This window comes from Pseudomonas sp. S1_G07 (assembly GCF_054668565.1).
On sequence record NZ_CP162778.1, the window covers coordinates 86,965 to 112,863 of the forward strand.

19 protein-coding genes are annotated in these 25,899 nt (G+C 52.6%); 8 read left to right on the top strand and 11 right to left on the bottom strand.

Annotated elements, in window-relative coordinates; all coding sequences use genetic code 11:
• Positions 1–52 precede the first annotated feature (52 nt).
• Positions 53–2,905: an AAA family ATPase gene (locus tag AB4O05_RS00395; protein WP_460133902.1), complete on the bottom strand. Its 2,853-nt coding sequence runs from the start codon at positions 2,903–2,905 to the stop codon at positions 53–55.
• 264 nt (positions 2,906–3,169) lie between these two features.
• Between AB4O05_RS00395 and AB4O05_RS00400 the strand changes: the two genes are divergently transcribed.
• Complete coding sequence (locus AB4O05_RS00400; protein WP_460133901.1) at positions 3,170–4,219, top strand: hypothetical protein; 1,050 nt, start codon at positions 3,170–3,172, stop codon at positions 4,217–4,219.
• A 120-nt stretch (positions 4,220–4,339) separates the two neighbouring features.
• Here AB4O05_RS00400 and AB4O05_RS00405 read toward each other — a convergent pair whose 3' ends face one another.
• Both AB4O05_RS00405 and AB4O05_RS00410 read right to left on the bottom strand, forming a co-directional pair.
• On the bottom strand, positions 4,340–5,242 hold the full coding sequence (locus AB4O05_RS00405) for an STM4504/CBY_0614 family protein (protein WP_460133900.1): 903 nt from the start codon (positions 5,240–5,242) through the stop codon (positions 4,340–4,342).
• A 228-nt stretch (positions 5,243–5,470) separates the two neighbouring features.
• On the bottom strand, positions 5,471–5,647 hold the full coding sequence (locus AB4O05_RS00410; RefSeq protein ID WP_460133899.1) for a hypothetical protein: 177 nt from the start codon (positions 5,645–5,647) through the stop codon (positions 5,471–5,473).
• Positions 5,648–6,169: 522 nt separating this feature from the next.
• Between AB4O05_RS00410 and AB4O05_RS00415 the strand changes: the two genes are divergently transcribed.
• Positions 6,170–6,499 carry a hypothetical protein gene (locus AB4O05_RS00415; protein ID WP_460133897.1) on the top strand — a complete coding sequence of 110 codons (330 nt, stop codon included), beginning with the start codon at positions 6,170–6,172 and terminating at the stop codon, positions 6,497–6,499.
• An 89-nt stretch (positions 6,500–6,588) separates the two neighbouring features.
• The gene (locus AB4O05_RS00420) at positions 6,589–7,557 is read left to right on the top strand and encodes a DUF932 domain-containing protein (protein WP_460133896.1); all 969 of its coding nucleotides are present in this window, start codon (positions 6,589–6,591) and stop codon (positions 7,555–7,557) included.
• A 250-nt stretch (positions 7,558–7,807) separates the two neighbouring features.
• Here AB4O05_RS00420 and AB4O05_RS00425 read toward each other — a convergent pair whose 3' ends face one another.
• On the bottom strand, positions 7,808–8,125 hold the full coding sequence (locus AB4O05_RS00425) for a helix-turn-helix domain-containing protein (RefSeq protein WP_460133895.1): 318 nt from the start codon (positions 8,123–8,125) through the stop codon (positions 7,808–7,810).
• A 171-nt stretch (positions 8,126–8,296) separates the two neighbouring features.
• Between AB4O05_RS00425 and AB4O05_RS00430 the strand changes: the two genes are divergently transcribed.
• Positions 8,297–8,932 (top strand): hypothetical protein, encoded by a 636-nt coding sequence (locus AB4O05_RS00430; RefSeq protein ID WP_460133894.1) that lies wholly within the window; start codon positions 8,297–8,299, stop codon positions 8,930–8,932.
• 349 nt (positions 8,933–9,281) lie between these two features.
• Here the strand turns inward: AB4O05_RS00430 and AB4O05_RS00435 are convergent, their stop codons facing one another.
• From AB4O05_RS00435 to AB4O05_RS00465, 7 genes are all read right to left on the bottom strand, one after another.
• A complete protein-coding gene (locus tag AB4O05_RS00435) occupies positions 9,282–12,335 on the bottom strand; it encodes a type III restriction-modification system endonuclease (protein ID WP_460133893.1) in 3,054 nt (1,017 codons plus the stop codon).
• A 14-nt stretch (positions 12,336–12,349) separates the two neighbouring features.
• On the bottom strand, positions 12,350–14,206 hold the full coding sequence (locus AB4O05_RS00440) for a site-specific DNA-methyltransferase (protein ID WP_460133890.1): 1,857 nt from the start codon (positions 14,204–14,206) through the stop codon (positions 12,350–12,352).
• A gap of 43 nt (positions 14,207–14,249) precedes the next feature.
• Positions 14,250–14,942 carry a DUF4391 domain-containing protein gene (locus AB4O05_RS00445; protein WP_460133889.1) on the bottom strand — a complete coding sequence of 231 codons (693 nt, stop codon included), beginning with the start codon at positions 14,940–14,942 and terminating at the stop codon, positions 14,250–14,252.
• Entirely contained in the window at positions 14,939–18,229 is a 3,291-nt protein-coding gene (locus AB4O05_RS00450) for a helicase-related protein (RefSeq protein WP_460133887.1), read from the bottom strand. Before AB4O05_RS00450 ends, AB4O05_RS00445 begins: the two co-directional genes overlap by 4 nt.
• 193 nt (positions 18,230–18,422) lie before the next feature.
• Entirely contained in the window at positions 18,423–19,394 is a 972-nt protein-coding gene (locus AB4O05_RS00455) for a YagK/YfjJ domain-containing protein (RefSeq protein ID WP_460133886.1), read from the bottom strand.
• A 362-nt stretch (positions 19,395–19,756) separates the two neighbouring features.
• Positions 19,757–19,945: an AlpA family transcriptional regulator gene (locus AB4O05_RS00460; RefSeq protein ID WP_339434424.1), complete on the bottom strand. Its 189-nt coding sequence runs from the start codon at positions 19,943–19,945 to the stop codon at positions 19,757–19,759.
• Positions 19,946–20,012: 67 nt separating this feature from the next.
• Complete coding sequence (locus AB4O05_RS00465; RefSeq protein WP_460133885.1) at positions 20,013–21,410, bottom strand: helix-turn-helix domain-containing protein; 1,398 nt, start codon at positions 21,408–21,410, stop codon at positions 20,013–20,015.
• Positions 21,411–21,548: 138 nt separating this feature from the next.
• Between AB4O05_RS00465 and AB4O05_RS00470 the strand changes: the two genes are divergently transcribed.
• From AB4O05_RS00470 to AB4O05_RS00485, 4 genes are all read left to right on the top strand, one after another.
• On the top strand, positions 21,549–22,199 hold the full coding sequence (locus AB4O05_RS00470) for a hypothetical protein (protein WP_460133884.1): 651 nt from the start codon (positions 21,549–21,551) through the stop codon (positions 22,197–22,199).
• 465 nt (positions 22,200–22,664) lie between these two features.
• Positions 22,665–23,099: a hypothetical protein gene (locus tag AB4O05_RS00475; RefSeq protein ID WP_460133883.1), complete on the top strand. Its 435-nt coding sequence runs from the start codon at positions 22,665–22,667 to the stop codon at positions 23,097–23,099.
• Positions 23,096–24,556 carry an ATPase domain-containing protein gene (locus tag AB4O05_RS00480; protein WP_460133882.1) on the top strand — a complete coding sequence of 487 codons (1,461 nt, stop codon included), beginning with the start codon at positions 23,096–23,098 and terminating at the stop codon, positions 24,554–24,556. Before AB4O05_RS00475 ends, AB4O05_RS00480 begins: the two co-directional genes overlap by 4 nt.
• 9 nt (positions 24,557–24,565) lie before the next feature.
• Positions 24,566–25,591 carry a sensor histidine kinase gene (locus AB4O05_RS00485; RefSeq protein WP_460133880.1) on the top strand — a complete coding sequence of 342 codons (1,026 nt, stop codon included), beginning with the start codon at positions 24,566–24,568 and terminating at the stop codon, positions 25,589–25,591.
• The last annotated feature ends 308 nt before the right edge of the window (positions 25,592–25,899 follow it).

The following is a 25,899-nucleotide window of genomic DNA, read 5'->3' on the forward strand; positions in this document are numbered from 1 at the left end:
CCTCTACGAATATGAGCCAAAGCAGTCAGATCTGCTCCAAGCAGAACAGAGGTCATGGCAGCTCTTTAGCTTGCTCGCGCTGAGCGACGCTGGCGAGACACTGTTCAATGAACTGAAGCTCCTGGTCGAGCTCGACCGCGCGCTTTTCCAGAGTTTTCAACGCCGCCTGGTGCTCCTTCTGCACCTCTTCTGGCGCCTTGGCGAGTTTGGCAAGCTTGCGCTGCCTCCACGCGATATCATCGTTCAGGTCGGCAAGACATTTGACGCCTGATTCTCTCTTCTTAGCTGTAAATAGCTGGCACTCCAAATAGCGGATGGCGTCGTAGATTTTAACGACCTCACTGCTAGTCTTTGAGTGTACGAAGTTCAGGCTGCCCTCGTCGAAGGCGTGATGCTCCTGGTTCTGCCCACCCCAGTTGACCAGGTCATTCTTGATGAAATTGAAGTATGACAGGTCATAGTCAATGAACGGCTCAACCAGCGAAAAGGTGTGTTCCAGGCTGACCTGCAGGTACATGCTCTTCTTGAGCTGTGATTTATTAAAGTGCGCGGTCACTTTGACTTCATTTTCTATGCAGAACTCAAGCACCATGGATTCGAACCAGATACGACAATAGAGCAGCGCCTGACGCACATCGAATACCGAAAGCGCGGCAAGAATTTTCTCCTGGAAGCTGCCCACGTGATCAATGACTAGAATGCCTTTGTTCGTATAACTGAGAACATTACTGGTGTACTGAACCTGCTGAGCATGACGCTGGGCAATAATACAGAAACGCTCCCAGAAAAGACGGTCATGGGTGGTGACGACCATTTGGATCCGGCGCAGGTAAGCATCGCTGAAGAACAGGTCGATGATGTTCGATCGGTGATCGGTGTCGATCGCATTGACGACGTCATCGAATACGATGAGCGGGAAATTGTTCTTCTCAGCCATCGCCAAGAGGATGGACAAACCCAGCGCTCGCATGTGCCCTTCGCTGAGCACCGCAAACGCATCAAGGAATGATCCGTCCACGCTGGTGATCTTGATCCGATAGCTATCCGCCTGGCGGTCGAAGGTCAACGACGCAATCTGCTCATGGTCATCGTCGTGGTTGTTGATCGCGCGGTAGTACTCGGCAGCCTTGGCTTCGATCCCTGTTATTCGCGCTTTCTCCAGCTCAAGCTTGTAATCCAGCAAGTCGCGGTACAGCGTTCGGTACTCAGCTTCCAGATCCTTGAGCAACTGGTTGAAGTGGCTATTGTCGACCGCATCGTTGAGCAATGCCGCTTTTTGCTTTATCAGGTCTGTCATCTGGTCGTTGGCGACCTTGAACTCGCTTATCGCCAGTTTTTTTCGGTCGAACTGCAGCTTCAGCAATTCGTCAATTTCTTTCAGCTGCGTCACTCGTTCTTCGAGGCGGGCTGCCTGGGCGTCTGCCTGGCCAACCTCCCGAAGCTTGCGCTCACAGGCGCGCAAGTAGTCCTCGATCTGATCTGCACTCCGCGCGCAGAGCTTCAGAAACGAGTCTAGAACGGACGGCGCCACTTCCGAGCGGTCGGTAGCGGCATGGAACTTTGCAAGCTCCGCCTCCAATTCGTCCATGTTCAGTGGGCAGGGAACATCGGCGTGCTCATTGCCTTTCACCGCGCCGACTCCGGTCGCGACTCGTGAAGCCCAGAGCGCGATCTGGGCGTCATTTCTCTGCCTGGATTGCTTGAGGGGCTCCAGTGCACCCAACGCCTTGATCTGCTCTCGCGCCCTCTCGAACGGGTTCATCACCACCTGGGCGAGGGGCGTCAGGCATGCAGGACAAGTTTCCCCGACCTGCAACTGTTCGATGGCCGACAATGCCTCATATACGGCGCGATAATTGACCTCGCTGGCCCTCTGCAGAAACACCTTCTCGATATCGGCTCTGCGGTGGAGCAAGCGCTGAGCGATGGTACAGATACGTCTAACCTGCTTTAGCGGTATAGCGAACGGGGCCTTGGCGGCTCGCAGGCGCTCAGCGCCACGAATATGTATTTCAACTGTGTCGCGCAGCCGCAAAACCTTTCGGCGCACATCGAAGTCTTGGTCGGCCCTCAGCCCCAGCAGCCTACAACTCTCGGAAATCGATGCATGAAGGTCTGCCCTGCGATTACGCCGCAGCTGGCCCAGGCTGACCCGGGAACGTTCCAGGGTTTCCAGTGCCTCGGCTTGATCAGCGCGCAAGAAGGCTTTGAGCGAGAAGCTTTCAGGTCGGACGAACCGAGAAATGACTTCCTGGAGTTCTTCCAAACCAAACAAGGTGGCCAAGACATCACTCTCGGCACTGCCAGTATCTTTGGAGCCCAGCAACGAAAATTCTTGAAGACGGTTCCGATCAATGAAGCAGCCCGACCAGCTGATGCTTCGCTTGACTGGTAACTTGCCTGTTCCCATCAGCATGAGCTTGGGCTTCACCTCTCCCCGGGCGATGTACTTATTGACCTTAGTCTTGCGCCTGGCCGCTTCTTTGATATCGCCAGTGGTGCCGATTTCCAACGCCTCGCACAACGATGATTTACCTCCGCCATTGGGTGCGTAGAAAATGTTCTTCAGCTTGCTAAAGCGAATGAAGGTGCCTGTGTCGTCAGGGCCAAATTCTCCGAAGCCTCGGAAGTTTTTCACGCGAAGGTAATCCAACGTGCCAAGTCCAGACGGCGGTATTCGATCCAGTTCCGGATTGCTGTCGAGTACCTTTTTGAAGCGTGCGGCGATGCGCTGATAGTTGCGCCCCAGCAACTGGTCAGCTGCCGCTGTGATGTGCGTTTTGATGTGGTCGGAATAGCGGCCCTTGCCTTGGTTCGCCTGGTACATGCACCAGAGCAGCACGAGGTAAGCGTCACTGCGTCCTTCAAGATTCTGCCTGGCAAAACTCAAAAGGTACTGGCTCATCGCGCCTCCTCCCTGATACGCATGAGCGTAGCCGGACTGAAATCAGAAAGCCATTATCGCCAAGCCAAGTGTCGGGGCTCTTTGCTATTCTTGAGCTCTGCCGATCTGGGTCTGGTACCTCGTAGGATTCAGCTCTACTTCTTCATAATGTTGCTCGTTCCGTTCGGCATGGAGGAAGTGCTGCTAACACTGGCAACGCATCCTCAGCTCCTGCCTTGATCCCCACGCGACGCTCAACGCTGGATTTTTGACAAGGAATAATTCTTGAAACGCATGCCAAGAGATCCATTAAAATTCGACCCAGTTGAACTTTTTACCGCCGTAAGCAGGGATAATAATTACAGAATCGAAGCAGAAGAGGATATCGAAGACTTCCTAGATAAAGTTGGGAAGTCTCTCAAATCATCTCTTAAAAACCAAAACCTGCTGAACGGTAAGCGAGTCGAAGCTTTATTTGCTCATGTTGCCGGAGCTTTAGGCAAGTGCGCAATGGTGAAGCAGGAAGACAGTGGTGCAATATTCGCCGCAGGAATGAATGTTCAGGCGCCCGATTACTCTATTGCCTTGAATGACGGAACAAGATTTCTTGTAGAGGTGAAGAACTGCCATCATGGCGATCCCAAAGAAGACTATGAGTTTCGGAAGGACTACGTAGTACGGCTGGAGAATTATGCAAAGCTACAAGGTACAACTGTAAAATTTGCGATTTACTTTTCCAGAATCAGAAAGTGGGTGCTCTTATCCAAAGAATCAATGACTGAACATCGGAATAAATATACGACCAACTTCCTTGAAGGCTACGCCAAGAGCGAAATGATATCGCTGGGGGATAGAATGATCGGCACTAAGCCGAATTTGAGCATCGAGTTGATTGCAAAGCCCGAAGAAGAGTCAGGAGTCAACGAAGACGGACAAGCCTCAATAACAATAGGTGATATCAAGCTGTACTGCCATGACAATGAGATTTTGAGGGAAAATGAAAAGCATATTGCGTTTTATCTGATTAGATTCGGAGATTGGACTTCCGACGATCCTTCGGCTGAGATGGATGGACAAAGAGTTAGGTCTATACGGTATGATTTTTACCCTGACGTACCATGGGAAGAAGATCAGGGATTTGCAATACTAGGTTCACTGAGCTCAATGGTCACTAGCGCTTACAATGAGCATACCGTATACGAAAGTAAGATATATGCCCTTGATGCCAAGGTTAACCCTGAGGTGTTTTCAGTGCATATTCCTGACGAATACAAAGGCGACAAGCTTCCACTCTGGCAGTTTTGTATTCAGCCGAACATGGAATTCAAGATATAAAAAGGGGCCAGATGGCCCTAACCTTATAACTGATCACCCTTCGACTACATGCTCTTCCTTGAACAACTTCAGCACTTCAGTACCTGTTGCAATCGTGGAAACCTTAAAGGTGCCATTTGGTCAGGGTTTATCTGCGTGTAATCCTGCGAGCATTACAACAACTGATGCAGTCATGTGTAGCGCATAAGCCACAACATCATCCCTCACGAGCCTAACCTCCGGGCCCTGACCGTGGGCACTTTCATTGTTTCTTAGCGAGACAACCCCCTCCATCAGACTCACAAGAGCGGAAAGGTGACTCTGATAATACGCAGGAAATAACTGCTCATTCTGTAATATTACTATTAAACGCTTGGCGTTATCCGATGACTTGTAAGCCCAGCCACGGGCGCTGCAGATAGCCCTCATAGTGCTCTCGACGGTCTTCAGGGCTTCGTTCAAGGCCTCTTTATGCCGCCCATGCCTGTAATGCTCATAAGCAAGGATGAACTCTTGCTGAGCGCCCTCGAATCCCGGTTGCTTCAAGAACTGGATCGCAGGCTTAACTACAACCGCATGATGAAACCTTGAGTCGATTCGGATAATCTCGCCATTGATGAGCTCATAACCAACCCCGTGCTCTCGAAATCTTATATTGAGATCCTTGATAAAGTCACGGCACTGTTCATCATAATCAGGGTATTCACGTGTCTGATTAATGATCAGCTCTATGGCATCCATGACTCTTTCAATATCTTCCTCTTTTCGAAGAAACAGAATCAGCTCATGATAATCATCGTTTTCAGGGACAGTCGCGATGTGATGCTTTCCGTATTCGAGACGGAGAGTCTTAACGACATAATGGACAATTTGATTGCATGTACTTAAAGTCTTGTAGAACTCGTGTTCGTCGCCGATGAGCTCGTTGAGCATATAAAGCATCTGAATGCGGAGAGGCATTGGAAGCTTGTCGTATACATAGACGTCTGGGCCACCACCGCGTAGCCGCTTCTGACGCTTTGAAAATAGATCTGTGACTGCCATGTACCGTTCCCTGCGATCTTGGATAGCAGCATGCTAGCAGATAGCCTTGATCTTACGCCTGCGGTTGAATCTCCTGAGTGCTCAACCAACTGAAACCTTATCGCTCTTGCTCATATCCCGAAGCTCGGCCGTGCCTGCCGCCAGGAGATCAAGGAAGCGCTGCCGATCCTCGTCAGAAGGAAACCAGTCCTCTATCTCCACACTGCAATGCTCTGAGTTGCTGAGAGCTCACTTGGCAATTAGATCCGCTGCAGCCCCGAAGTGATCAGCCATCCAGACCGTTTTTCCGTCAGCGTGCAATCCACGCTTTGCCAACAATTCGATGGCATCCGAGATCTCCGCATTACCAAAGAACGCCGTTCTATCGGAAAAATAAATCCCCGTGAGTGACACCTTGCCCCCCATCTCGATTCCAATACGAGGTGAAGTGCCACCCACCGGTCGTCACGACGGGAAACGGGAAGTTAATCGCGTCTTTACCGGTTATGTAGTGCTCACGCCATGGCTGGACTTTGTTTGACGAGTGACAGCCTCAGCTTTAGCTTTCGGCCCAGCGCATTTACTGAATCGACCTAGTTGTCGTGGAGCCGGGCTCGGGTCCGCTTCTGGCCGTTTTCTGCCTGTCGCCAGCGACCGCTTATGACCAAGGCTGGCATACAAATTTGCAAACGGATGCAGCGCTCGAAACAGAGCAATATCTCCCCTCCAGCACAAAGCCCACGTCTATTCACTAAGCGAAAGGGCACTGATTTGACGCAGAAGCACGACTTCAAAAGGGCATCTGCGTTTTTACATAGCCTGGGCCGACTTCTGCTGATAACTCATCGCTACGCTGAGTCGTTTACTACCGTCCCGAACGCATATTCGATTCGAAAAAATCTCAATCACACATCATTGCTTTGACATCCCACCATGGAGCTTCGAACCATGTCATTGCAATGCCCTTGCTGTCATTCCCCCAAAATCGCTTCTTTCCATCACGCAAGGAAAATCGGCGCAGCCATTGGCACCCTCGGCGGCGCAGCTCGTGGCGTCAGCGCCGCACTTGCTGCCTGCCAGGCAGGGGCGCTAATCGGTACTGTCGCCGGGCCAATCGGCATAACCCTCGGCTCGGTATCAGGCGCAATCCTCGGTGGCCTGGCCGGCAGTGCCAGCGGCTGTGCACTCGGCGCTCAGCTGGGTGACTCGCTAGATCGTCACGTACTCGCTCACAACCTCTGCTTGCTCTGCGATCACCGCTTCAACCTACCCGCCTAGACCATTTCACCTCACTCATTAATCACGTCCGGTAAGTGCTGCGCGATGCGCAGCATCTATGCCGGCTTGCACCCTAAGGAATCGTCAACATGGCTCACCAAATCGAAAATATGGCTTACATCGGCACGACTCCTTGGCATGGCCTGGGCAGTCGTCTCACCGAAAAACAACCGCTGGAAGTCTGGCAACGTGAAGCAGGGATGGACTGGCAGATTCAGGAAAGCCCGGTTCATTTCAAAGCGGACGCTATCGGCCATATGGGCACCATTCACTCCTTCCCGGAACAGAAGGTACTATTTCGTTCTGACACCAAAGCCCCACTGTCCGTCGTGTCACAGCGCTACCAAGTGGTTCAGCCCCGTGAGGTGTTGGAATTTTACCGAGATCTGACCGAGCGTTCAGGCTATGAGCTGGAAACCGCTGGCGTTCTGAAAGGTGGCCGCAAGCTCTGGGCACTGGCGCGCACCGGGCAATCGACGGCTCTCAAAGGCAACGACGTTGTGAATGGTTACTTGCTGCTGGCCACCTCCTGCGACGGCACACTCGCCACCACCGCAACACCGACCACCATTCGCGTGGTCTGCAACAACACACTGACGATTGCCATCAATGGCGCCAGCCAGGCTATCAAGGTGCCACACAGCACGCGCTTCGATCCTCGCACCGTCAAACAACAGCTGGGCATCACCGTCTCGCAATGGGACGACCTCATGTACCGCATGCGCACACTCGCCGCCCGCCCCGTAAAAGACCATGAGGCCAAGGCGTATCTGCGCAGTGTGTTATGTGAGGTGCAGACCGATAAGCCTGAGCACACCGGTCTCTCGAATGAACGCGCCTTAAACAAAGTACTGAGCATGTATGAAGGACATGGCCGAGGCGCCGAGTTGGAATCGGCCAAGGGCACCGCTTGGGGTTTGCTCAACTCAGTCACCGAGTATGTCGATCACGAGCGACGGGCGCGCAGCAATGAGTACCGCATGGACGCGGCCTGGTTTGGCCAGGGTGCTGTCATCAAACAACGCGCACTCGACACTGCCCTTCGATTGGTAGCCTGACGCTGCTCTCCACCACTGCTGCTTGAGCACTCTCCGCTCAAGCAGTTTTATGCCCTGAGGAAATCACGATGAATGTAATTCGCTTTATCGGCTTACTTTTTCTATTTTTCGGAATACTGGCCAGCTGTGTCTTGGCAGTTCTTCTTGTGATCATACTGGCGCGATTTTGGCCATTGCTGATCGCTGTGGTGCTCTCATGTCTGATATTTGAAGTCATCGCCAGGACGGCCGGGACAAGGCGCCTACAAAATTAGTTTGAGGGCTCAGTGAAAAGCAACTCATCCAGCCGACTCATCAGCTCCACGCGCCTGGGCGGATCAAGCTTATGAAACTTAGCCAGCAACTCCGCCTCATCATCCTCAACGGCATAAAAAAATGCCGCCGGTACGCTGAGCACCTTGCTCAAACGCTCGACAAAGTCAGGAGCTGGGACCCGCTTTCCCAGCTCATAGCGATTCATGCGAGTACTCGCAGACATCTCATCCAGACCAGCATCCAACCCTAACCGCTCCTGCGATAAGCCTGCCTGCACGCGGGCCTGCTTTATGCGCTTTCCCAAGACTGACATGCACACGATCCGTTTACGAAAAACGCATCGTGATTCCTTGTCTTTCGCCCGATACTACCGTTTTGGTAGTATCGGGATGAGCTTCGCAGCTAGCGAGTCTCTGAGACGAGGCAAATCCCTCGGAAAAGCGTCAAGACTTCGCTGATTTTTAACTTTGCAAGGAAGGCCCCCATGAAACGCTCAACGCTAGTCCTACTCCCTTTTTTGATGATTCTTGGCAGCGCGGTACAAGCTCAAGACGATGAAGCAGCGTGCTCTTTAATTCGGATAGATCAGTACTACGGCCTCAAGGAATGGGATTGCCGCGTTCCAAACACCCCGGTCCGAATTAGCAACATCTACACGGATAAGGAAGGTCAGAAACGAGTAGAGAGCATCAGCAGCCAGCAAAATGCTATGTGTGATGATCAGGGAGTTTGTTCAAATTCGGGAAACTTTGCGGGAAATGCACCAGCGGGAAGTTATCACTACACCTTCGGTTGGTATCTGGGAACGGACACTCAAGGTAATCCAGTGTCGTATAAAAGTGGAACAGGGCCGGGATTTGGCGGAAAAAACTTCGCAGCCGCTGAAAAATCTAAAGACGCTGGACTAGCTAAAACTCTACCCGATGTGGTTTGTATGCCGACTGCCAGTTTTAACTGCTCAATTGATGACAAAGAAATAGAGGATGAGGATCTACCAAAATACCTTCCGACAGTAAATGAGCAAGAGGTCAAAAACGCTGGCGGAAGCTGTCAAAGCATTCCATTGTGCTTCAATAAAAACATGATACTTCTGGGGTTAAATAAAAAATACTTTAAGTAGATTAATTTACAAAGAAACACCTAGAAACCCTGAAAAAGCCAATACGTATTTATTAGAGCGTTAGCCTGCCTCAGATATTCGTAATTCGGCAAAGAGCAAAAATACCAATTAAACCTTACTAGATTTAGATATTTAATCCCCCGACCCATGAATAAAGGACATAAAGCCGGCAGGAGGTTGATATACCTTCTGCTGGCTTTATGTAATTCTTTATTTTATCGTAACCACCTGACACCATCGCCGAACACACTGTTCTTATTTAAGGACGTTGGCGCTCAACCGTAAATTGGAATAGCAAATTGCGGCGACTTACGCAGAAACTTGAGTAAGTTGGCTTCAGTTGCTTTCATTATTTCACCAGCTCCATCAACTTCCCAAACCCATCCACCACGTCATACCTCACCTGTGCTGAGGTGATCTTGGCGAAGAACTTGCGGGCGCAGGCAATTTTGGAGGCCTCGATGGCACGCAGATCCATGCTGGACATTGACCCCTTGGTTTCGGCGACAAAGTAAACGTGCTTTACCTTGCCCTCTTGGAAGGCGATAGCCCAATCTGGGTTGTAGTTGCCGACTGGCGTGGGGATGAAGAAACTCTTCGGCAATTTGGCGTACACAACCACTTCGGTACTGGCGTCCAGCTCTTCGACGAATTTACGTTCGACGCTGGAGTCGGTGAACACGTAGTCGTAGACGTGGTGCTTGGCTTCGAAAGCCTTGCTGAAATCGTCCTTGGGTTTCTCTGCAGTAAAAATGTCCGAGCTATGGGTTTCATCTACTGGATCGTAGGCGATGTGCTCGACAATGGCGGTAGCCTTCTGCTCATTGATCAGCGTAGCGGCCTTGGCGATGAAGTCTTCCGGGTTGGTTTTGTACTGGCTGAACACCGCAACATTGATGTCTTTGAGGATGCTGGCAATGGTGCTGCGTGTTAGCTGGGTATCCTCGGCTAGATTGCCGATCAGATCGTATTTCACTGCCGAATGAACGGAGTGGTTGTACTTTTCGGTCGCGCTTTCGGCGATCTTAAAGGCAGTGCCGCTCTTCATATCGTCGAAGCTGGCGTTCTCCAGCTGGCTGCCGCGCTCAATAATGTACTGCATCGGTTTAACCCGCAGCTCAGTATCCAGGGCTTCCACGCACTTGCCCACCAGCTCATCGGTTTCAAAGTGAACGGTGTAAGCAGCCTTACGGTTGATCTTGTTCCACAGCGCCTGAAACTCCTTCTTCTCGAAGTTCGAGTTCAAGGGGTTGATCTTAGCCTTGCGGTCATCGCCAATCTCCGGCATTTGCGCCGCACTGAATACGCTATCGATCAACTGGAACACCTGGGCGGCATAGGGCTGTAGCTCAGCCGGCAGCTCTGCCAGTTGTTCTTGTTTTTTGGCCTCGTGGTAGGTCAAGGTGATCTGATCGTTGTCGTCGGTGTAGTCGTTTTTCAGCAGGTATTTGTAAATCTGCTTGGCCAGTTGCGCAGAGACCTCAACGTCGCCAGTTGGTGTTCGTAAAATCTTGCCTTTGAAGTAACTCTCGTTGGCCTCACGTGGCCGGGCCGACAACGAGTCGCTGATGTCCCTCTGCAGTGCGCCAACAAAATCTTTGTAGCTTTCGCTGGCTACCACCGTCAGCTCGTTGATTTGGTGCACAGTGGCCGGGTCATCCATACGATCACCCAGCTGGTTGACGGCCAGACGCATGCCACGACCCACCTCTTGGCGCCGGGAGATGCTGTTATCGCTGTGCTTTAAGGTGCAAATAACGAAGACGTTGGGGTTATCCCAGCCTTCGCGCAAAGCCGAGTGCGAGAAAATAAATCGCACCGGTTCGTCGAACGACAGTAAGCGTTCCTTATCCTTGAGAATAAGGTCGTAAGCATCCACGTCGTCGGTCTCAGTGGCTTTTTTGCCCACGGCGGGATCGACTAGTCGTTTGCTCCTCTTGTCGATAGAGAAGTAGCCATTGTGAGTCTGGCGAGACTGAATGCCCTTAAGGTAGCGATTGTAGGGCGTGTCCTCCAGCGTCATCACGTCGGTGAGGTAAGCGTTGTACTCCTCCTCGAAGATCTGCGCGTATTCGCCGGGCAGTTCGCCGGTTGCGTCGTACTGGCGATACTTGGCCACCTCGTCTATGAAGAACAGCGACAGTACCTTGATGCCCTTGCTGAACAGCATCATCTCTTTTTGAAAGTGCGCCTTTACCGCCTCTCGGATTTGGATGCGGCGCATGGCGGCCTCGTCCACGTTGCCCACGGCCTCCCCGGCAACCAGCTCGACACCATTGGTAAAGCTCAGCGTGTCGATACGGGCGTCGATGTCGGCAACCACGTAGTCTTTGTACTGATCCAGCCCACCGGACAGGTCGTAGAGATTGTCGTTGCGACGAAGCTTGCGCATCACCCGCTTGATACCAGTACTCTGTTTAATCTCCATCTCGACCCGCGCCACAGGCGATTTGGTCGAGACTTCGATGTCCTGCAGGAACAGGTAGGCATTGGTGCCGGTCAGGCCTTTAACCGTAATGCCTCGCACGCTGATCTTCTTCACTAGCTTCTGGTTGTAAGCGTCCAGCGCGTCGAGGCGGTGGATTTTGTTGTACTCGGTTTTGTGCGTGGCTGAGTAGCGCACAATCATCAGCGGATTGAACTCGCTAAAGGACGCCAGCGTCTTGGCCCCTTCCATCTTCTGCGGCTCATCGAGAAACAAAATCGGTCGGTTAGCCTTGATTACGTCTATAGGGCGGCGCGACTGAAAGTCATCCAGCTCTTCATAGATCCGCCGCTGATCAGCACCACGAGCGGCGAACGCCTGCACGTTGATGACCATGACGTTAATGCCGGCATCCGAAGAAAAACTCTCCAGTTTGTGCAGCTGCTTGGAGTTGTAGATGAAGAAGCGGGCCTTTTTGCCGTAGCTCTCCAGGAAGTGCTCAGCGGTGACCTGCAGCGACTTGTACACACCCTCTCGGATGGCAATGCTAGGCACCACGACGATGAACTTGCTCCAGCCAAAGCGTTTGTTCAACTCGAACATACTCTTGATGTAGCAATAGGTCTTGCCAGTGCCTGTCTCCATCTCGACATCGAGGTTGATGATGCAACCTGTATGTTTGTCGCTGGCCAGCGCCGCCGATAACGGCAGGTTTTGCCGGCGTTGTACCCCTTGAACATTTCCCAGCAGCTGCGCCGCGCTCAACGCTAGCTCGGCATTCTTGAAGCCAGCCTCAGTAGGCTCAATCACCTTCGCTGTAAGTAAATCGATCTGGTGCGGTGCTACGGATGTGGCAAGCCTAGCTCCAGGGTCGACGCGATAACTCACGCCAGAAGATTTTGGCTGGCCAGCAAAGCAGTCGACAAAGGCGTCTACCGCATGAGTCTGGTAGGGCTGGACTTTAAACTTCAGTTTCATATGTATCAGCCCCCTTAAAGCGTCTTAATTTCGGTAGCTGGAGAAAGCAATTTAAACATCTGCTCGACGTTAATTTTAACGCTGTCGCTTGCGAAGCCGGCGTCGCGGAACACCACACGTAGCGGCTTATGTCCGGCGAGCTCTTTAACGAAGTCTTCGTCGATGCCGGTATCGAAGCAGGCGACCAGTGCGCTGCCGTCAACGAAGAACACGGTTTTGCCGGCGATATCCTGCTGGTTGATCGGCAGTGTCAGATCCACGCCCCAGTCCAGCAGCACCTGAAACAACAGGTCCTCGGCGGTGCGGTCTTCGCGGATATTGTCGACTTGATCGGAGAGCAGGTCCTGACTCACGTTGTCCGGACTGTAGTACACATCCTTAAGATTGGAGCAATCAACCTTAAGAGCACGAAAACCAATATCAATTGTGCCAGATAATAGCTCGCCTCTTATCTTTTTACCGGCAAGTCGAATACGCTCTCTGGCTATATCTGCGATCGTCTTAAAAGCATCCCCTTCGGCACCACAGTTCTCCTGAATCTGCACCAATATGTAACGTCTTGCCCCCCCGTCCTTAGCATTCATAGCCATTACCGATTGAGCTGTAGTCCCAGATCCTGCGAAGAAATCAAGAACCAGAAAATCTTTTCTCTTACTAACTATATTTAAAAAATGATTAATAAGCCGCGTAGGCTTTGGCGTATCAAAAATTATTGACTTACCCAATATTGAGTAAATCTCCTTCTTTGCTTCGTCTGTATGCCCCACATCCTCATGAGGAAGCCAAGTCCACGGAACCAGCCCCTCCACCTCGGATAAATATCTAATGACTTGAGGTTGCGCAGTGCCATCCTTTCCGTAATATATTCTTCCGGCAGCCTCTAGCTTTTTAAATTCAGACTCAATCGTACTCCAGCAACGCCCTTCTGGGGGGGTATGAGTGATCCCCGAAGGAGAAACCACCTGATACATTTGATTAGGGCGAAACCCTTGAGCCGTCATTGGAATGCCGCGCCAGCGACCTTGCGGATCATTATTAGGGTTTTTGTAAATCTTTTCCTGCTCTTCGTTTAACGGTATTTTGCTACAACTATCCTTAAAACTTTCCGCCGAACGAGCATAGCAAACGATGTACTCGTGCGCGTCCCCGATTGCACCTCTGTTTTCGCGAGAGTAACGCTTCTGCCAGACAAAGTTCGCAATAAAGTTATCTTCCCCAAATATCTCATCACATAACTTTCGGAGACTTGAAATCTCATTATCATCAATAGATATAAATACTGCACCACTTTCATCAAGTAAGTTTCGCGCCAATTTCAAGCGCGAATAAATCATGCTTAGCCAATCCGAATGAAACCGTCCATTACTCTCTGGATTGGCCGTCATCCGATTAGATGCATCATCTTTTTGATTGGACCGAACGAGATAATCATCAAAGCCTTCACTGAAATTATCGCTATATATAAACTCCTTCCCTGTATTATAGGGGGGATCTATATAAATCATGGTAACCTTTCCGAGATAGTTCTCTTGGAGCAGTTTTAAAGCGTCGAGATTATCGCCTTCTATAATAATATTTCTTGTAGTATCGAATTCAACGCTTTGCTCTCTGCAAGGACGTAATGTCTTGGCAATTGGAGCATTAGCGGTTAGAAGCGCCTCGCGCTTACCCGGCCAGTTCAGTTGATAACGCTCCTGCGGCCCCTCGACAATGGAGGACGACAGCTCCTGGCGCAGCAGGTCGAAGTCGATAGCCTTTTTCAGCTCACCCGCTGCATCCCGAGCTTCGGTAATGCAGTTGGGAAACAGCGCGGCCAGCTTATCGATATTGGCTTCGGTCAGGTTTTGAGAGTGCATCTTCAGCTTGTCCATGGGACGTCCTGTAATTCTTGAATTCTTGGTTGCGAACTGGCGCTTACACGCTCAGTTGATAAATTTGGGTATTCAGCGCCCGCAATTGAGCGTTGAGCTCCACTTTGCGGTTGAACTGGATTTCTTTGCGCAAGCGCGCCTCCAGCTTGCACTGTTCGCCTTGCAAGCTGCGCAGCTGAGTCAATCGCTGCAGTTGCTCTGGCAAGCTTTCACCGAGTCTCGCCGTCTTCGGAAGTACGCTGCGCAGAAGTTGCTCGTAAAGGCCATACAGATCCAGCGCCACCGGCAGTGGCTGACGCTCGGCATCAGCCGCTAACCAGACTCCGGCGAAGTAGCCATCGATGACCCACTTACTGGCATCGGCTTCGCTCGGGCGTTTAAAGGTCGCCACCATGCGGGTGCGCTGCTCATGGTGCAACTGAAAGATGATCGGCAGTGGGATAACGCGGTCGATGGCGCGCAGTACATCCTCATCCAGTTCAGCTGTTTTCAGTGCAATGTCGAAAATCTGAATTTCCACGACACTGCCCCGCGCCGGCAGGTTAATGGTTTCCGGGGCCAGTTTGTAAGCCCAGGTAATTTGCTCGACTTGGGCAACAAATTTATCGCGCAGCGTCGAGCTGACAGCTCCCCGCTCGTAAATTTTGTTCTTAGCCACCACGCGGCCAACCTTGGCCTGCGGCGGAAAACTAAATAGCGCTGGCGTAACTGCCTGAGTGACTGCGGCTTGGCTCATGCCACGTCCTGAATGACGATGAAAGTAATCAACTCGAAATCATCCAGCCCAGAGATTGTGTCGACCAGCGCGGTGGTCCTACCGCCGCTAAACAGACTGTCGATATCTTTCTCTTCCTTCACATCAATCATTGAGCGAATCGCTTGGTCGAGTAGGTTGGAGTAGGCGCGCATGTTACGCCCGTCCTGGGTGGACTGATTGAATCGCTGGTAGGCATCACTGATCGGCTCGCTGCGGCCCTTACAGGCGCTGCGAGCCAGATCCAACAGACGCTTGGCTTCTGTCTGATCACTGATGATCTGCCCTTCCAGACTGATATAAATCAGGTAGAAGGGATGCAGGCGGTTCTGTTGATTGAGGCCGGCGCCGTGCTTGCGATTGCGCAAGGTGAAGATTACGCCGGGCACCAATCCAAGTTCCTGCCGTGCCGGCACCACGGCGTGCACGCCATTTGGGATGCTGCCGAGGTCACCATTGGCCTTGATGTAGCTGAGCAAATCCATGCGAAAATCATTAAGGCCGAGGTCGGTGATGGAGACGCCGGTCTTGATGTCTTCCATCTCAATCACTTCATCCTGCAAACGTCGTAGCTGCTCCTTACGGTAGGCCACGTCGTTGGCCTGGGCGCTGAGCACGTTGTCGTCACCGGTGGCTGTAACATCAGCGATCATCATGCGGTTTTCGACCCGCTCTTTGAGGTTGATGTACTCGTCGAGGCTAATGTCTGGCCAGTAGTTGACCAACTGGATGCTGGCGTTCTGAGAGCCAATACGGTCCACCCGGCCGAAGCGCTGGATGATGCGCACCGGGTTCCAGTGAATGTCGTAGTTGATCAGGTAGTCGCAGTCCTGAAGATTCTGGCCTTCGGAGATGCAGTCGGTACCGATTAGGATGTCAATTTCACGCGGCTCGTCCGGGTAAATCAGCGCTTTTTCTTTCGAGCGCGGCGAGAACAACGTCAGCAAACCTTGGAAGTCGTAAGTCTGGCGACCGCCTGGCATGGTGCCGAGGGTGGATTTGGGTGCATCGCTGCCGGTGACCTTGCCGGAATGTACCTTGTGAGTGCTCAACAGGTACTCAGCCAAGTTGTCGTAGAGGTAATTGGCGGTATCGGCGAAGGCGGTGAAAATCAGCACTTTGCGGTTGCCAGAATTGATCGGTGATGCCAGCTTGCTGGTGATCTGGGTTTTCAGGTGCTGCAGTTTGGCGTCGTCGGCAGGTGTGACCTTGGCCATTTCAGCCAGCAAATCTTCAATCAATATCAGATCGCCTTGTAAGTCTTGCTCCCAGGACGGCACGTCCATGTCTTCCAAGCTGATTTGAATCTTCTTGCCGATGGTAATGTCACCGGGCAACGGTAAGTTGTCGTCGTCGAAATCAGCATCTTCAAAGGCTGCAGTAACGTCGGCGAAGTCACTGGCAAGGCCGGTCTTCTTGAAACTGGCGATTTTATCTAACGCGTTCCGATGCGTGTTTCGCAGATTTTTCAGGGTTAGGCGAAAAGACTCGACCGAGCTCTCTAAGCGCTTTAGAAGGTTGGTAGTCATCAGCGCTTGCAGGCTTCTCTCACGGTCGACCTGTTTGAACTTACCTTTACCCCCCTCCACTTCGGTGTCGTACATCTCTTCGTACTTTTTCAACCGACTGGGCAGGATGTAGCTAACTGGCGCGTACACGGCGAGCTTGAGCAGCGACAGCTGGTTGAAGATCTCGTTGAAACCGATGACGTCACCACGCGGAGTCAACGGGCAATGAAACGACAATGGCTTGCGGCGCTCAGGGAAGCTGCCGATGTCGGCGGTGTTGTAGAAGGTCTCAATATGCCGGCGGGAGCGGGCAATTGTGACGCTGTCGAGCAGCTCGAAGAAGTCGAAATCAAGGGTATTGAGAATCGCTGCTGCGGTGCGTTTTTCCGGTGGCAGACCGGTCCACACATTGAATGCTGCCTGAGCGCGACGGAAAATACCGTCGATGTCCTTTTCAGTGCGCAGCTTCTTACTGAGGTTGTCGCTCTCGCCCTCGTAAGCCAAGGCCAACTGGTTTCGCAAGTCACTAAAACGGTTGTTGACCGGGGTGGCCGAGAGCATCAGCACTTTGGTCTTCACCCCTTGACGAATGACCTGATTCATCAGCCGCTGGTAACGGGTCTCTTTGTCTTTATAGATATCGTTGTTACGGAAGTTGTGCGACTCATCGATCACCACCAGGTCGTAGTTACCCCAGTTGACGCGATCCAACGGAATGCCCAACGACTCACCACGGGTGCGGGTCAGGTCGGTGTGGCAAAGCACGTCGTAGTTAAAGCGATCCTTGGCAAAAATGTTGGTCTTGAGGTTCTGGTTGTAGTTGCGCCAGTTATCGGAGAGTTTCTTCGGACAAAGCACCAATACGGACTTGTTACGCAGTTCGTAATACTTGATCACAGCCAATGCGGTAAAGGTTTTACCCAGGCCTACGCTGTCGGCCAGGATGCAGCCGCTGTAGGTTTCCAGTTTGTTGATCAGTCCGGTGGCCGCGTCACGCTGGAAGTTGAACAGCTTTTGCCAGATCAGACTGTCCTGATAGCCGGTGCGGTCATTGGGTAGAACATCCTCATTTATGTCTTCCAGGAACTCGCGAAAGATGTTGTAGAGCATTAGAAAATAGATTCGCTCTGGGGCGTTCTCCTGATAGACCGAGGCGATGTGATCGCAGAGTCGACCAGTCACATCTTCAAGCTTTTCTGGGTCGCTCCAAATCTGCTCGAACAAGTTGAGGAACATGCCAGTGTGGGCCGGCTCATCGAAACGGGAAACGATGTTCGAGAGCGCGCCACCTTTCTGGTAGCCGAGATCGACAGCTGTAAATCCCTGAACGGGCATAAATACAGCGTCACCCGACTCAGCCTGTGAACCGATAAAGGGCTGCATCGGAGCCTGAGCACGGTTGGAACGGAAGGTAGCCTTGCGGCGTATCCAGTCAGCACACTCCTTGGCGATAGCCTTTTGAGTAAGCTGATTCTTCAACTGGATCTCAAACTCACTACCGGTGAGGCTGCGCTCGCGCTCTGCTTTGGGGATATAGAACTCGCGTTGCTCCTTCTTGATCTTGTCGCTGACCTCATTGGGGACGAAGGTCGGCGAGGTGAAGATGAACTCTAGGGAGTCTATGCTCTCCAGCTCCTTCTTCAGCGCCACGTAGGCGTAGATCGAAAAGCACGAAGCAGCGATCTTCAGCTTCGAACCCGGCTTAATCGTGCCTTTGAGGCTTTCACCAAGCAGGGTATTGATGTTGTCGATCAGTTCCATATGAAGGATTCCCTTTATGCGAGCTGAGGGGGATTATCATGGAGCCTGCGACGAATATCACGGATTACTAGCCAGCAAAGTGCCAGGCACACAGTTTCGGCCCAATTTGCCCTGTCACATTCAGTAAAAAAGGCCAAAACCCAAAAATAAAGTCACCCACAATCCATCGTAGAGCTTCCTACTCTGCCAAACGTCATGCCAACCAACGTCGGCGAAGGCATTTAGGCTGGCCCACACGCAGGCACCGAGCTCCAAGGGGCCTCAGGATAAGCTGCTGATCATCCTTGACCAGGTAGTGCATCGCATAGTGGACATGCGAACGAGCCTCCTGATCATTACGATGAATGACACCGATTCCCAGCCTTCCCTCGTACCTATCCTTGTCCTGGTTGCAGCTATCGAAATACCCCCGCCCCTGCGTCACACGCCCCCATAGATCACCAATCTGCCGTGCCTTGTAGATATCCCCGCGCACCTCTGCACCATTAAAGAAGAACGCAGCGTGGATGTGATAGCCCCGACTTTCCCCCTGCTCTACTGCACAGATATATCCGGTCTCATACTTGAAAATCGGATTGCGTTCACGCTCGGCGACGAACCTGTCCAGATCATCAAATACTTGCTCAACACGCTGCCTGGCTTGAGACACCCTGTGGTAATACAGATTGACCCTGACTACGACGGTGCGAGCGTAGCGATCCAGCACAGAGTCCGTATATTCACTGACCCTACTTTCCTGATCCCTGGCCTGATAACGACGGTCACTCTTCTTACGCCGATACCATTGCTCCCGAATCAACTGACGAATCTGCACGACCAGTACATTCATGCTGCGGTGATGATCCAGATAGGTCGTTCTCTCGCCATTCATGCAGACAGGACCGGCAGTGCTAAGCTCCAGTCCAACATGTTGGGAGGCTTCCCAGAACGCTTGCAGGTGCTCGCTGTAACGGTATTCGCAGCGTTCATCAAACAGGTCGATCATTTGCTGGATGCCATCGAAATACCGGGATAGCCTGGTCGGCATCGCCTGCTCGTAACCTGAGCGTGTGCCTTTGAATCGGAATGCCGGAATGTCGTGATGTTCGATGGCCTTAACGAGTCGCTCAATCTGGATCGCGATATCGGACTGTGAGAGATGGTCGTAGGCATTGCGGCTGGTCATGGCTATGTACCTGGTGGTTATTTTCATACCAGATACCGTTTGTGCTTTTTTTAACCGGCCAGCTACTCCCTAGGTAAGCCGTGATCATCGGAGATGGATTACTCTCTGTTCGGTTGCTTACTGATGACTGTTATTTGATTATCTGGAAGCTATATAACTAGATACAGCTCTGTCGCTAGTGAACACTCCCGCTCCAGACGGCTCAATCAGAAAGCTATTGCCAAGCCAGACAGGAGACTGACCAATCGGCCCCATGGGAGAGTTAGCTGAGAACCGCCTGGTCATCATTCGGCATAAAGGCCAGGACCGTCTCTTTGCCGGTCCTGGCCTTTATGCTTGAAAGTCCAACTCCTTCTCAAATCTCATACGCCCAGATCACGCGCCTCGATCCTGGATAAGATCCACTCGTGCACTTCTCCTTCGACCCAGCCAACGCTGCGATCTCCCAGCGAGACTGATTTTGGGAACGTACCTTCGTCGATGTACTTGTAAATGGTAGACCGGGCCAGACCGGTCGAATTCATGACGTCTTTCAAGCGGATTATTCTCATGAACGGGGCTCCTCTGTTCGTTCAGAGGATTGGCAGGGACGGTAAAAAACTACCGTTTACCGGCGTGCTATTTCGCCAGTAGTATCTGCCCCAGCACATCAACAGACAGTTCACCTCCTGGCGGAGTCAGCAAGCCATACAAACATTGTTCTTCCTTGGATACCGCCGCTAAATCGGTAATTTTTCGAACCTCCACCAGATTAAAAAGCCCACGCTCTACTACATGCAGCGTTTCCGAAAACGCTACGCCAATACGAGGCAACGCCAGAACCGCCCGAGAAGGGTAGAATCCGCCCTTAAAAGCCTTATGAACCGCCTTCCGCACGGGGAGAAGAACGTAGTCCATCGATTTGAAATCAATGCCGGCTATCAAGGGCGATTTGCCCTTAAACCAGCCATTTCTGACATGATTCGCCATGTGATCCGCCTGATCGCACAAGTAGCTGGCAAGCAACTCAGAGCTCCCCGTATCGACAGCACCTGCAAGCAAATCGAGTTTAATTAACTGAACGAGTCCTGGTTTACCCCCACTGCGCATATCCCAATAGTGAGACAGCAGGTATCCAGCATACCAATCCAGCCTGCCCCTCAAAAAACTGGCCAGCCCCTTTTCGTGCTGATCATCAAAGAACTTACGAACACCAATATAACGTTGATTAAACGCCTCCTGCGCTGATGTGAAGATGTCATCCACGTGATCAATCGTGTCCTCCTGTCCAGGAAACCGAGTAACCGACACCAGCAACATCGGCAAGCTCTGTCCACAACTCAATTCCGAGTGGTGCAGATTGAGGTAGTAGATGCTTTTTGTTTTCTTGAAAATGACAGAGCCCGTCGCCCCCGGAACGTAGGCGCGAATCAAGCCACTATCGAGCAAGGTTCTAACTCGGTTTTTCAAGCGCACCTGGCTCAGTCCGGTTATCCGCGCCAGCTCAGCGCTTCCCAGATCCCTTACAACGCCAAATCGGTCTGCGCGAATCAACAGTGCAGCAAGCAGTACGCGATTCACCACGCTCACTCGCCCCTGCCCTCTGCTTGCCCGCACCTGAGCAGGAGGAGCAGTTGCTCTCTGTTCATCTTGCTGTGTGGCGATAGCTGATCGTTGATCAGCCACCTTGAGCTCATGCTGTAGCAGGTGGCGAATTACCTTTTCGTGAACAACCTCTGTCACGTCGTGTCGAGCAACCTGCTCTGCGTAGCTTGCGTCTAACTCATAGTGCCTTTTGGGGCGACCTTGCCCGCTCACCACATCTCGGCGAACCAATACCCCAGCAGCAACCAACGAATTTAAAGCCGTGCCAGCCTGGGTATCGGAGATTCCAAAACGCGCCGCCAGCTCCTTAACACCCGCACTAATACCTCTAGGAACCAAACCGAGCTCAGCCAAACGGATCAGCAAATATTTCGCCTCAGGGCTGATTCCATTCGCCTCACTGCGCAGCACCGCAAGCAGTATATCGTTCACAAAGTCATCCAATACCCATGAGTGTTTCGATATTTTATCTCAATAATTACAGACTGTTTTTTATAAATATCAGTTACTTAGTAATTTACCAAGGAGATTACTAAGTAATAGAATGAAAAAAATCTAGATGGAAGCGCCATGGACAATCAAAAAGCAGACAGCTACTGGCTCAATCTGGAAGACCCAACTCAGCGCGAATGGGCTCGGATACACCTACACAACAAGGGGGCGATATACCTAGACCAGCCAATCACATACAAGAGCCTCGATGGATGGCTGCAACAGGAAAGGGACAAAGACTCCGCACTCCTGGTGAGAATGCAGTCGGCCTGGGGCCAAGTTCAGCGAAGGAAAGAGAGCAAGCGGGCAGGAGAGAAAGCATGCAGCTTCGTACTTTCATCTAAGGCAAAGCGTCACCTGGATACGCTGGCGAAGCAGAACAAAGCCGGCATTAAAGATTTCCTTGAGACCCTACTCTCTGATGAGTACGAGCAGGCGAGCCAACAGAAAATCGCGGCCAGGGACGCCGCCAAGAAGGCCGCAGAAAAGGAAAAGCTACTAAGGAAGAAACTTGAGGCCATCAACTCCGCTCTCCATGAGTGCATTACAGAACTGACGCAGCGCACCATAATGATGGAAACCGAAAACCTCTCAATCGACGACATCTCTGAAGAGCAAAAGAGCCGAAGCGCAGCGCTTCACTCGGAAACACTAAAAAAATTTATCGCCAAACCGCCGATGCTCCCTCGGGATGAAGTGTTTCCTCGCAGCATGGAAAGACAAACGTAGCCGAGACCCACGATGCGCACAGCACCAGCTCTGTTAGCGATGCTGGCCGCCCATCATGCCCCCCCAAGCCACCAAGCAAATCACATTGGCATTCCAAATGGCATTCCAGCCAAAAAACAAAACCATACTTTCGTATTTAAATCATAAGGTTGCGCTTCCTGTTCAGATTACCCCGGCCCACCACGTCATCATCTAAAGACGTCCACGGACGTCTTTTTTATGCCTGAAATCCACTGAAACCCAGAGCTTCAGGGCCATTTGCTTCCTTAGACGAGTTTTAAATTCCAGTAGCTCTGCAGGCATTGAAAACTCGCTACGTCGCCCTGGACTCCCGATTGGCCCGTTAACCTGGGGACAGCCATGCCGACCCGACTTGCCCGTAGCTGAAGGGCTGTGCCCAAATGAATCTCGATCGCGCGCTTTAGGGTGTACCATCGGACTCTGCCCATCAGATATTAGTCAGTCATGTCCACGCTAAGCGAAGAGAGCCGCCAGATCGTAGCCTCTCTGGCGCACCGTGTTGGCCCCGAGGCTGACATCGCAAGGATCGCTCAGGCGATTGTTTCAACCTTGCAGGATATGAACGCAGCCCTCGCGCCCATCATTGGTCAGCAAGGGGCTGCCGCGCTTTACCGCCGCAGCCTCCAGCTGTGCACTTGCGCTCATCCGCGTCTGGCCGGCACCTATGACAGCGTGCTGGCCGAGTTGGATCTGACTGCCCTCAAATCCGTACTCGTCGAACAAAGCGAAGCCGATGCGTTGTTTTTTGGTGAAGTGATGCTGACCAGCTTCTACGAGCTGCTGACCACGTTGATCGGGCCCTCGCTCACCGCACGGTTGCTTCGTGACGTGTGGGAACCTTCTTTGAGCGACACCCCTTCGCAGGAAAATTCGCCATGAGCACCAAAGTGACTATCAACCGCTTGGCCACCGGCGTGCCAGGACTGGACGAGGTGCTGGGCGGAGGTTTGCCGGAGTTTTCGTTCAACCTGATCGCCGGCCCTCCGGGTTGCGGCAAAACCACCCTGGCGCATCAGATGATGTTTGCCCTGGCGACGCCCGAGCGTCCTGCGCTGTTCTTTACGGTGCTTGGCGAGCCGCCGTTGAAGATGTTGCGTTATCAACAGCAATTCGATTTTTTCGACAGTGAAGCGATCAACCATTCGATTCGCTATATCAACCTGGCCAGCGACACCCTTGCCGGGAATCTGGACGAAGTGCTGCGGCGCATCGTCAGCGAGGTGGAGACGCACTCTCCATCACTGGTGTTCGTCGACTCGTTCCGTTCGGTGGTGCTGGCGAGTCAGACCCAGGACAACCCCAACAACAATCTGCCGCAGTTCGTTCAGCAATTGGGCATGTTGATGACCACCTGGCAGGCGACAACCTTCCTGATCGGCGAATATTTCACTGAAACCGACACTAACCCGATTTTCACAGTGGCCGATGGCTTGATCTGGCTGCGCCAAAGCGTTCAGCGCAATTCCATGGTGCGCAAGATGGAAATCATGAAGATGCGTGGCCAGCCGACACGGCCAGGGCTGCACACCTTCCGCATCGCTACGTCGGGAATCAAGGTTTTTGCTCCCGCGCCACTCCATCAGGCTGAAACGGCGCTGGAGTTCCCCATCAAGCGCCTGAAAATGGGCGTACCACGGCTCGATGAGATGCTCGGTGGTGGTCTGCCACGCGGCTATTCATTGCTGGTGGCCGGGCCCTCGGGTTCGGGCAAAAGTATCCTCGCGGCGACCTTCCTCGCCGAAGGCGCACGCAATGGGGAAACCGGCGTGATTGCGGTGTTCGAGCAGCGCCCCAATCATTCCCAAAATGCCACTCTGGCCAACCTGATCCAGAGTGGCCAGGTCGGCCTGGTGGACAGCCGCGCGCCGGATCTATCCATCGACGAAATCGTCCAGTTGCTGCTAGCTGAGATCGCCCGACTGAAAGCCACTCGCGTGGTGATCGATTCGCTGTCGGGTTTCGAACTGGCGCTGGCGCCGACCTTTCGCGAAGATTTTCGCGAGTCGCTGTCACGCATGGTGACTGCGCTGACCAGCACCGGGGTCAGTGTACTGATGACCTCGGAGCTGGAAGACCGCTACACCGATCTGCGTTTCAGCCCTTACGGCACTGCGTTTCTCACCGATGCGATCATCGTTCAACGCTACATTGAAGTAGAGAGTCGCTTGTTGCGCATTATGGCCGTGGTCAAGGTGCGCGCCAGTGCCCACTCCGATGAGTTGCGCCTGTACCACATTGACAGTAACGGCCTGCAAATCGGCGAAATGTTGCCTGATCAGGAAGGTTTGCTCGGGGGGCGGCCAACCCGACAGCGTCTTGGAGACAACAATGCGTGAGTCAGGGTTATGAGCGACGCCGAGGACAAGAACAAAGAAGCGGTCGCCAATGCCGCTCACGAACTGTTCCTGCTCGGCCAGAAAACCGTTAAGGCGCGGGCCGTGTTGGCGGCGCTGCAAAAAGAACTGAGCGACGCCAATACCCAACTCGTCGATAGCCAGCAGGTCGAGCAACTGATCGAGGCCAATCAGCGATTGGTGCTGGCGATCCTGCTGGCGCATTCAGAGGCGGCCCCTCTCCAGCGCACGCAAGAAGAACAACGGCTGTACCTGGAGATGCGCGAAGCCAATGAACAATTGGTGATCGCTGCCCTCAGCGCGCAACATTTGCAAGCCTCGGCCGAACAGTCACTGAAACAACAACGACACATTCTCGCCATGGTGGCCCACGAGCTACGCAACCCGCTGACGCCCATCAGCATGATCGCTGGACGGTTGGCGCGGGTACCCAGTGAAGAAATGCCGCGCATGCAGGCATTGATCGAAGGCCAGGTGCGACACATGTCGCGGCTGGTGGACGATTTGCTCGACGTATCTCGCGCCAGCACCGGAAAGCTGCGCCTCGACTGCCGCCCGGTAGACATGATGCAGATCATCCATGAAGCCATTGCTGTGTGCACTCCGGTGATGATTGCTCAGCATCTGCACTTCACGGCGCGGTTGCCCGAATGTGCGCTGGCGATGGACGGCGACCCGGTGCGTCTCACGCAGATTCTAGGCAACCTGCTGGGCAACGCGGCCAAATACACACCAGAAGGCGGCACTGTCACGCTTTCGGTCTCGACCGAGGTCGATGTACTGAAGATAAGCATCTGCGATAACGGTATCGGTATTTCCGCCAAGGCACTGCCGTTTATCTTCGAGCCGTTTGTACAGGATGTTCATGCCGTCGGCTTCAACGGCGCCGGTCTGGGCATTGGGCTGACGGTGGTGCGTGAGCTGGTCGAAGCCCACGGCGGCACCGTGACCGGCATGAGCGAGGGTGATGGTAAGGGATGCGAGTTTGTGGTGACGCTACCGCTAGTGAGCCATTGACACGTTTTCAACGCTAGCTGACCGAAGACAACCCCTACACCTGGATCAGGCTGATCATTCCGGGTTGGGGGGGCATTCGACTGGCACGGGATGGCGACGAAATCGGTTGTCTTGCGAACTCACACCATCATCAAACGAGTGTCACACTGAACCGACAGGAACAGCGACGCGTAAAATCTAAATTGTTCTCAATAATAAAATAGCAAGTTAGCCAACTATCTATTTAAAACCTTCGTCTGAATAGACCATCATTCAAACGGTTGTCGACTTAACGATAAAAACCGCATTTTTTTGCGCAACATATATTT

Excerpts from the sequence above, each read along its gene's own strand:
- AB4O05_RS00395 (WP_460133902.1), bottom strand. The coding sequence starts at position 2,905 with ATGAGCCAGTACCTTTTGAGTTTTGCCAGGCAGAATCTTGAAGGACGC.
- AB4O05_RS00405 (WP_460133900.1), bottom strand. The coding sequence starts at position 5,242 with ATGGCAGTCACAGATCTATTTTCAAAGCGTCAGAAGCGGCTACGCGGT.
- AB4O05_RS00410 (WP_460133899.1), bottom strand. The coding sequence starts at position 5,647 with ATGGGGGGCAAGGTGTCACTCACGGGGATTTATTTTTCCGATAGAACG.
- AB4O05_RS00415 (WP_460133897.1), top strand. The coding sequence starts at position 6,170 with ATGTCATTGCAATGCCCTTGCTGTCATTCCCCCAAAATCGCTTCTTTC.
- AB4O05_RS00420 (WP_460133896.1), top strand. The coding sequence starts at position 6,589 with ATGGCTCACCAAATCGAAAATATGGCTTACATCGGCACGACTCCTTGG.
- AB4O05_RS00425 (WP_460133895.1), bottom strand. The coding sequence starts at position 8,125 with ATGTCAGTCTTGGGAAAGCGCATAAAGCAGGCCCGCGTGCAGGCAGGC.
- AB4O05_RS00430 (WP_460133894.1), top strand. The coding sequence starts at position 8,297 with ATGAAACGCTCAACGCTAGTCCTACTCCCTTTTTTGATGATTCTTGGC.
- AB4O05_RS00435 (WP_460133893.1), bottom strand. The coding sequence starts at position 12,335 with ATGAAACTGAAGTTTAAAGTCCAGCCCTACCAGACTCATGCGGTAGAC.
- AB4O05_RS00440 (WP_460133890.1), bottom strand. The coding sequence starts at position 14,206 with ATGGACAAGCTGAAGATGCACTCTCAAAACCTGACCGAAGCCAATATC.
- AB4O05_RS00445 (WP_460133889.1), bottom strand. The coding sequence starts at position 14,942 with ATGAGCCAAGCCGCAGTCACTCAGGCAGTTACGCCAGCGCTATTTAGT.
- AB4O05_RS00450 (WP_460133887.1), bottom strand. The coding sequence starts at position 18,229 with ATGGAACTGATCGACAACATCAATACCCTGCTTGGTGAAAGCCTCAAA.
- AB4O05_RS00455 (WP_460133886.1), bottom strand. The coding sequence starts at position 19,394 with ATGACCAGCCGCAATGCCTACGACCATCTCTCACAGTCCGATATCGCG.
- AB4O05_RS00460 (WP_339434424.1), bottom strand. The coding sequence starts at position 19,945 with ATGAGAATAATCCGCTTGAAAGACGTCATGAATTCGACCGGTCTGGCC.
- AB4O05_RS00470 (WP_460133884.1), top strand. The coding sequence starts at position 21,549 with ATGGACAATCAAAAAGCAGACAGCTACTGGCTCAATCTGGAAGACCCA.
- AB4O05_RS00475 (WP_460133883.1), top strand. The coding sequence starts at position 22,665 with ATGTCCACGCTAAGCGAAGAGAGCCGCCAGATCGTAGCCTCTCTGGCG.
- AB4O05_RS00480 (WP_460133882.1), top strand. The coding sequence starts at position 23,096 with ATGAGCACCAAAGTGACTATCAACCGCTTGGCCACCGGCGTGCCAGGA.
- AB4O05_RS00485 (WP_460133880.1), top strand. The coding sequence starts at position 24,566 with ATGAGCGACGCCGAGGACAAGAACAAAGAAGCGGTCGCCAATGCCGCT.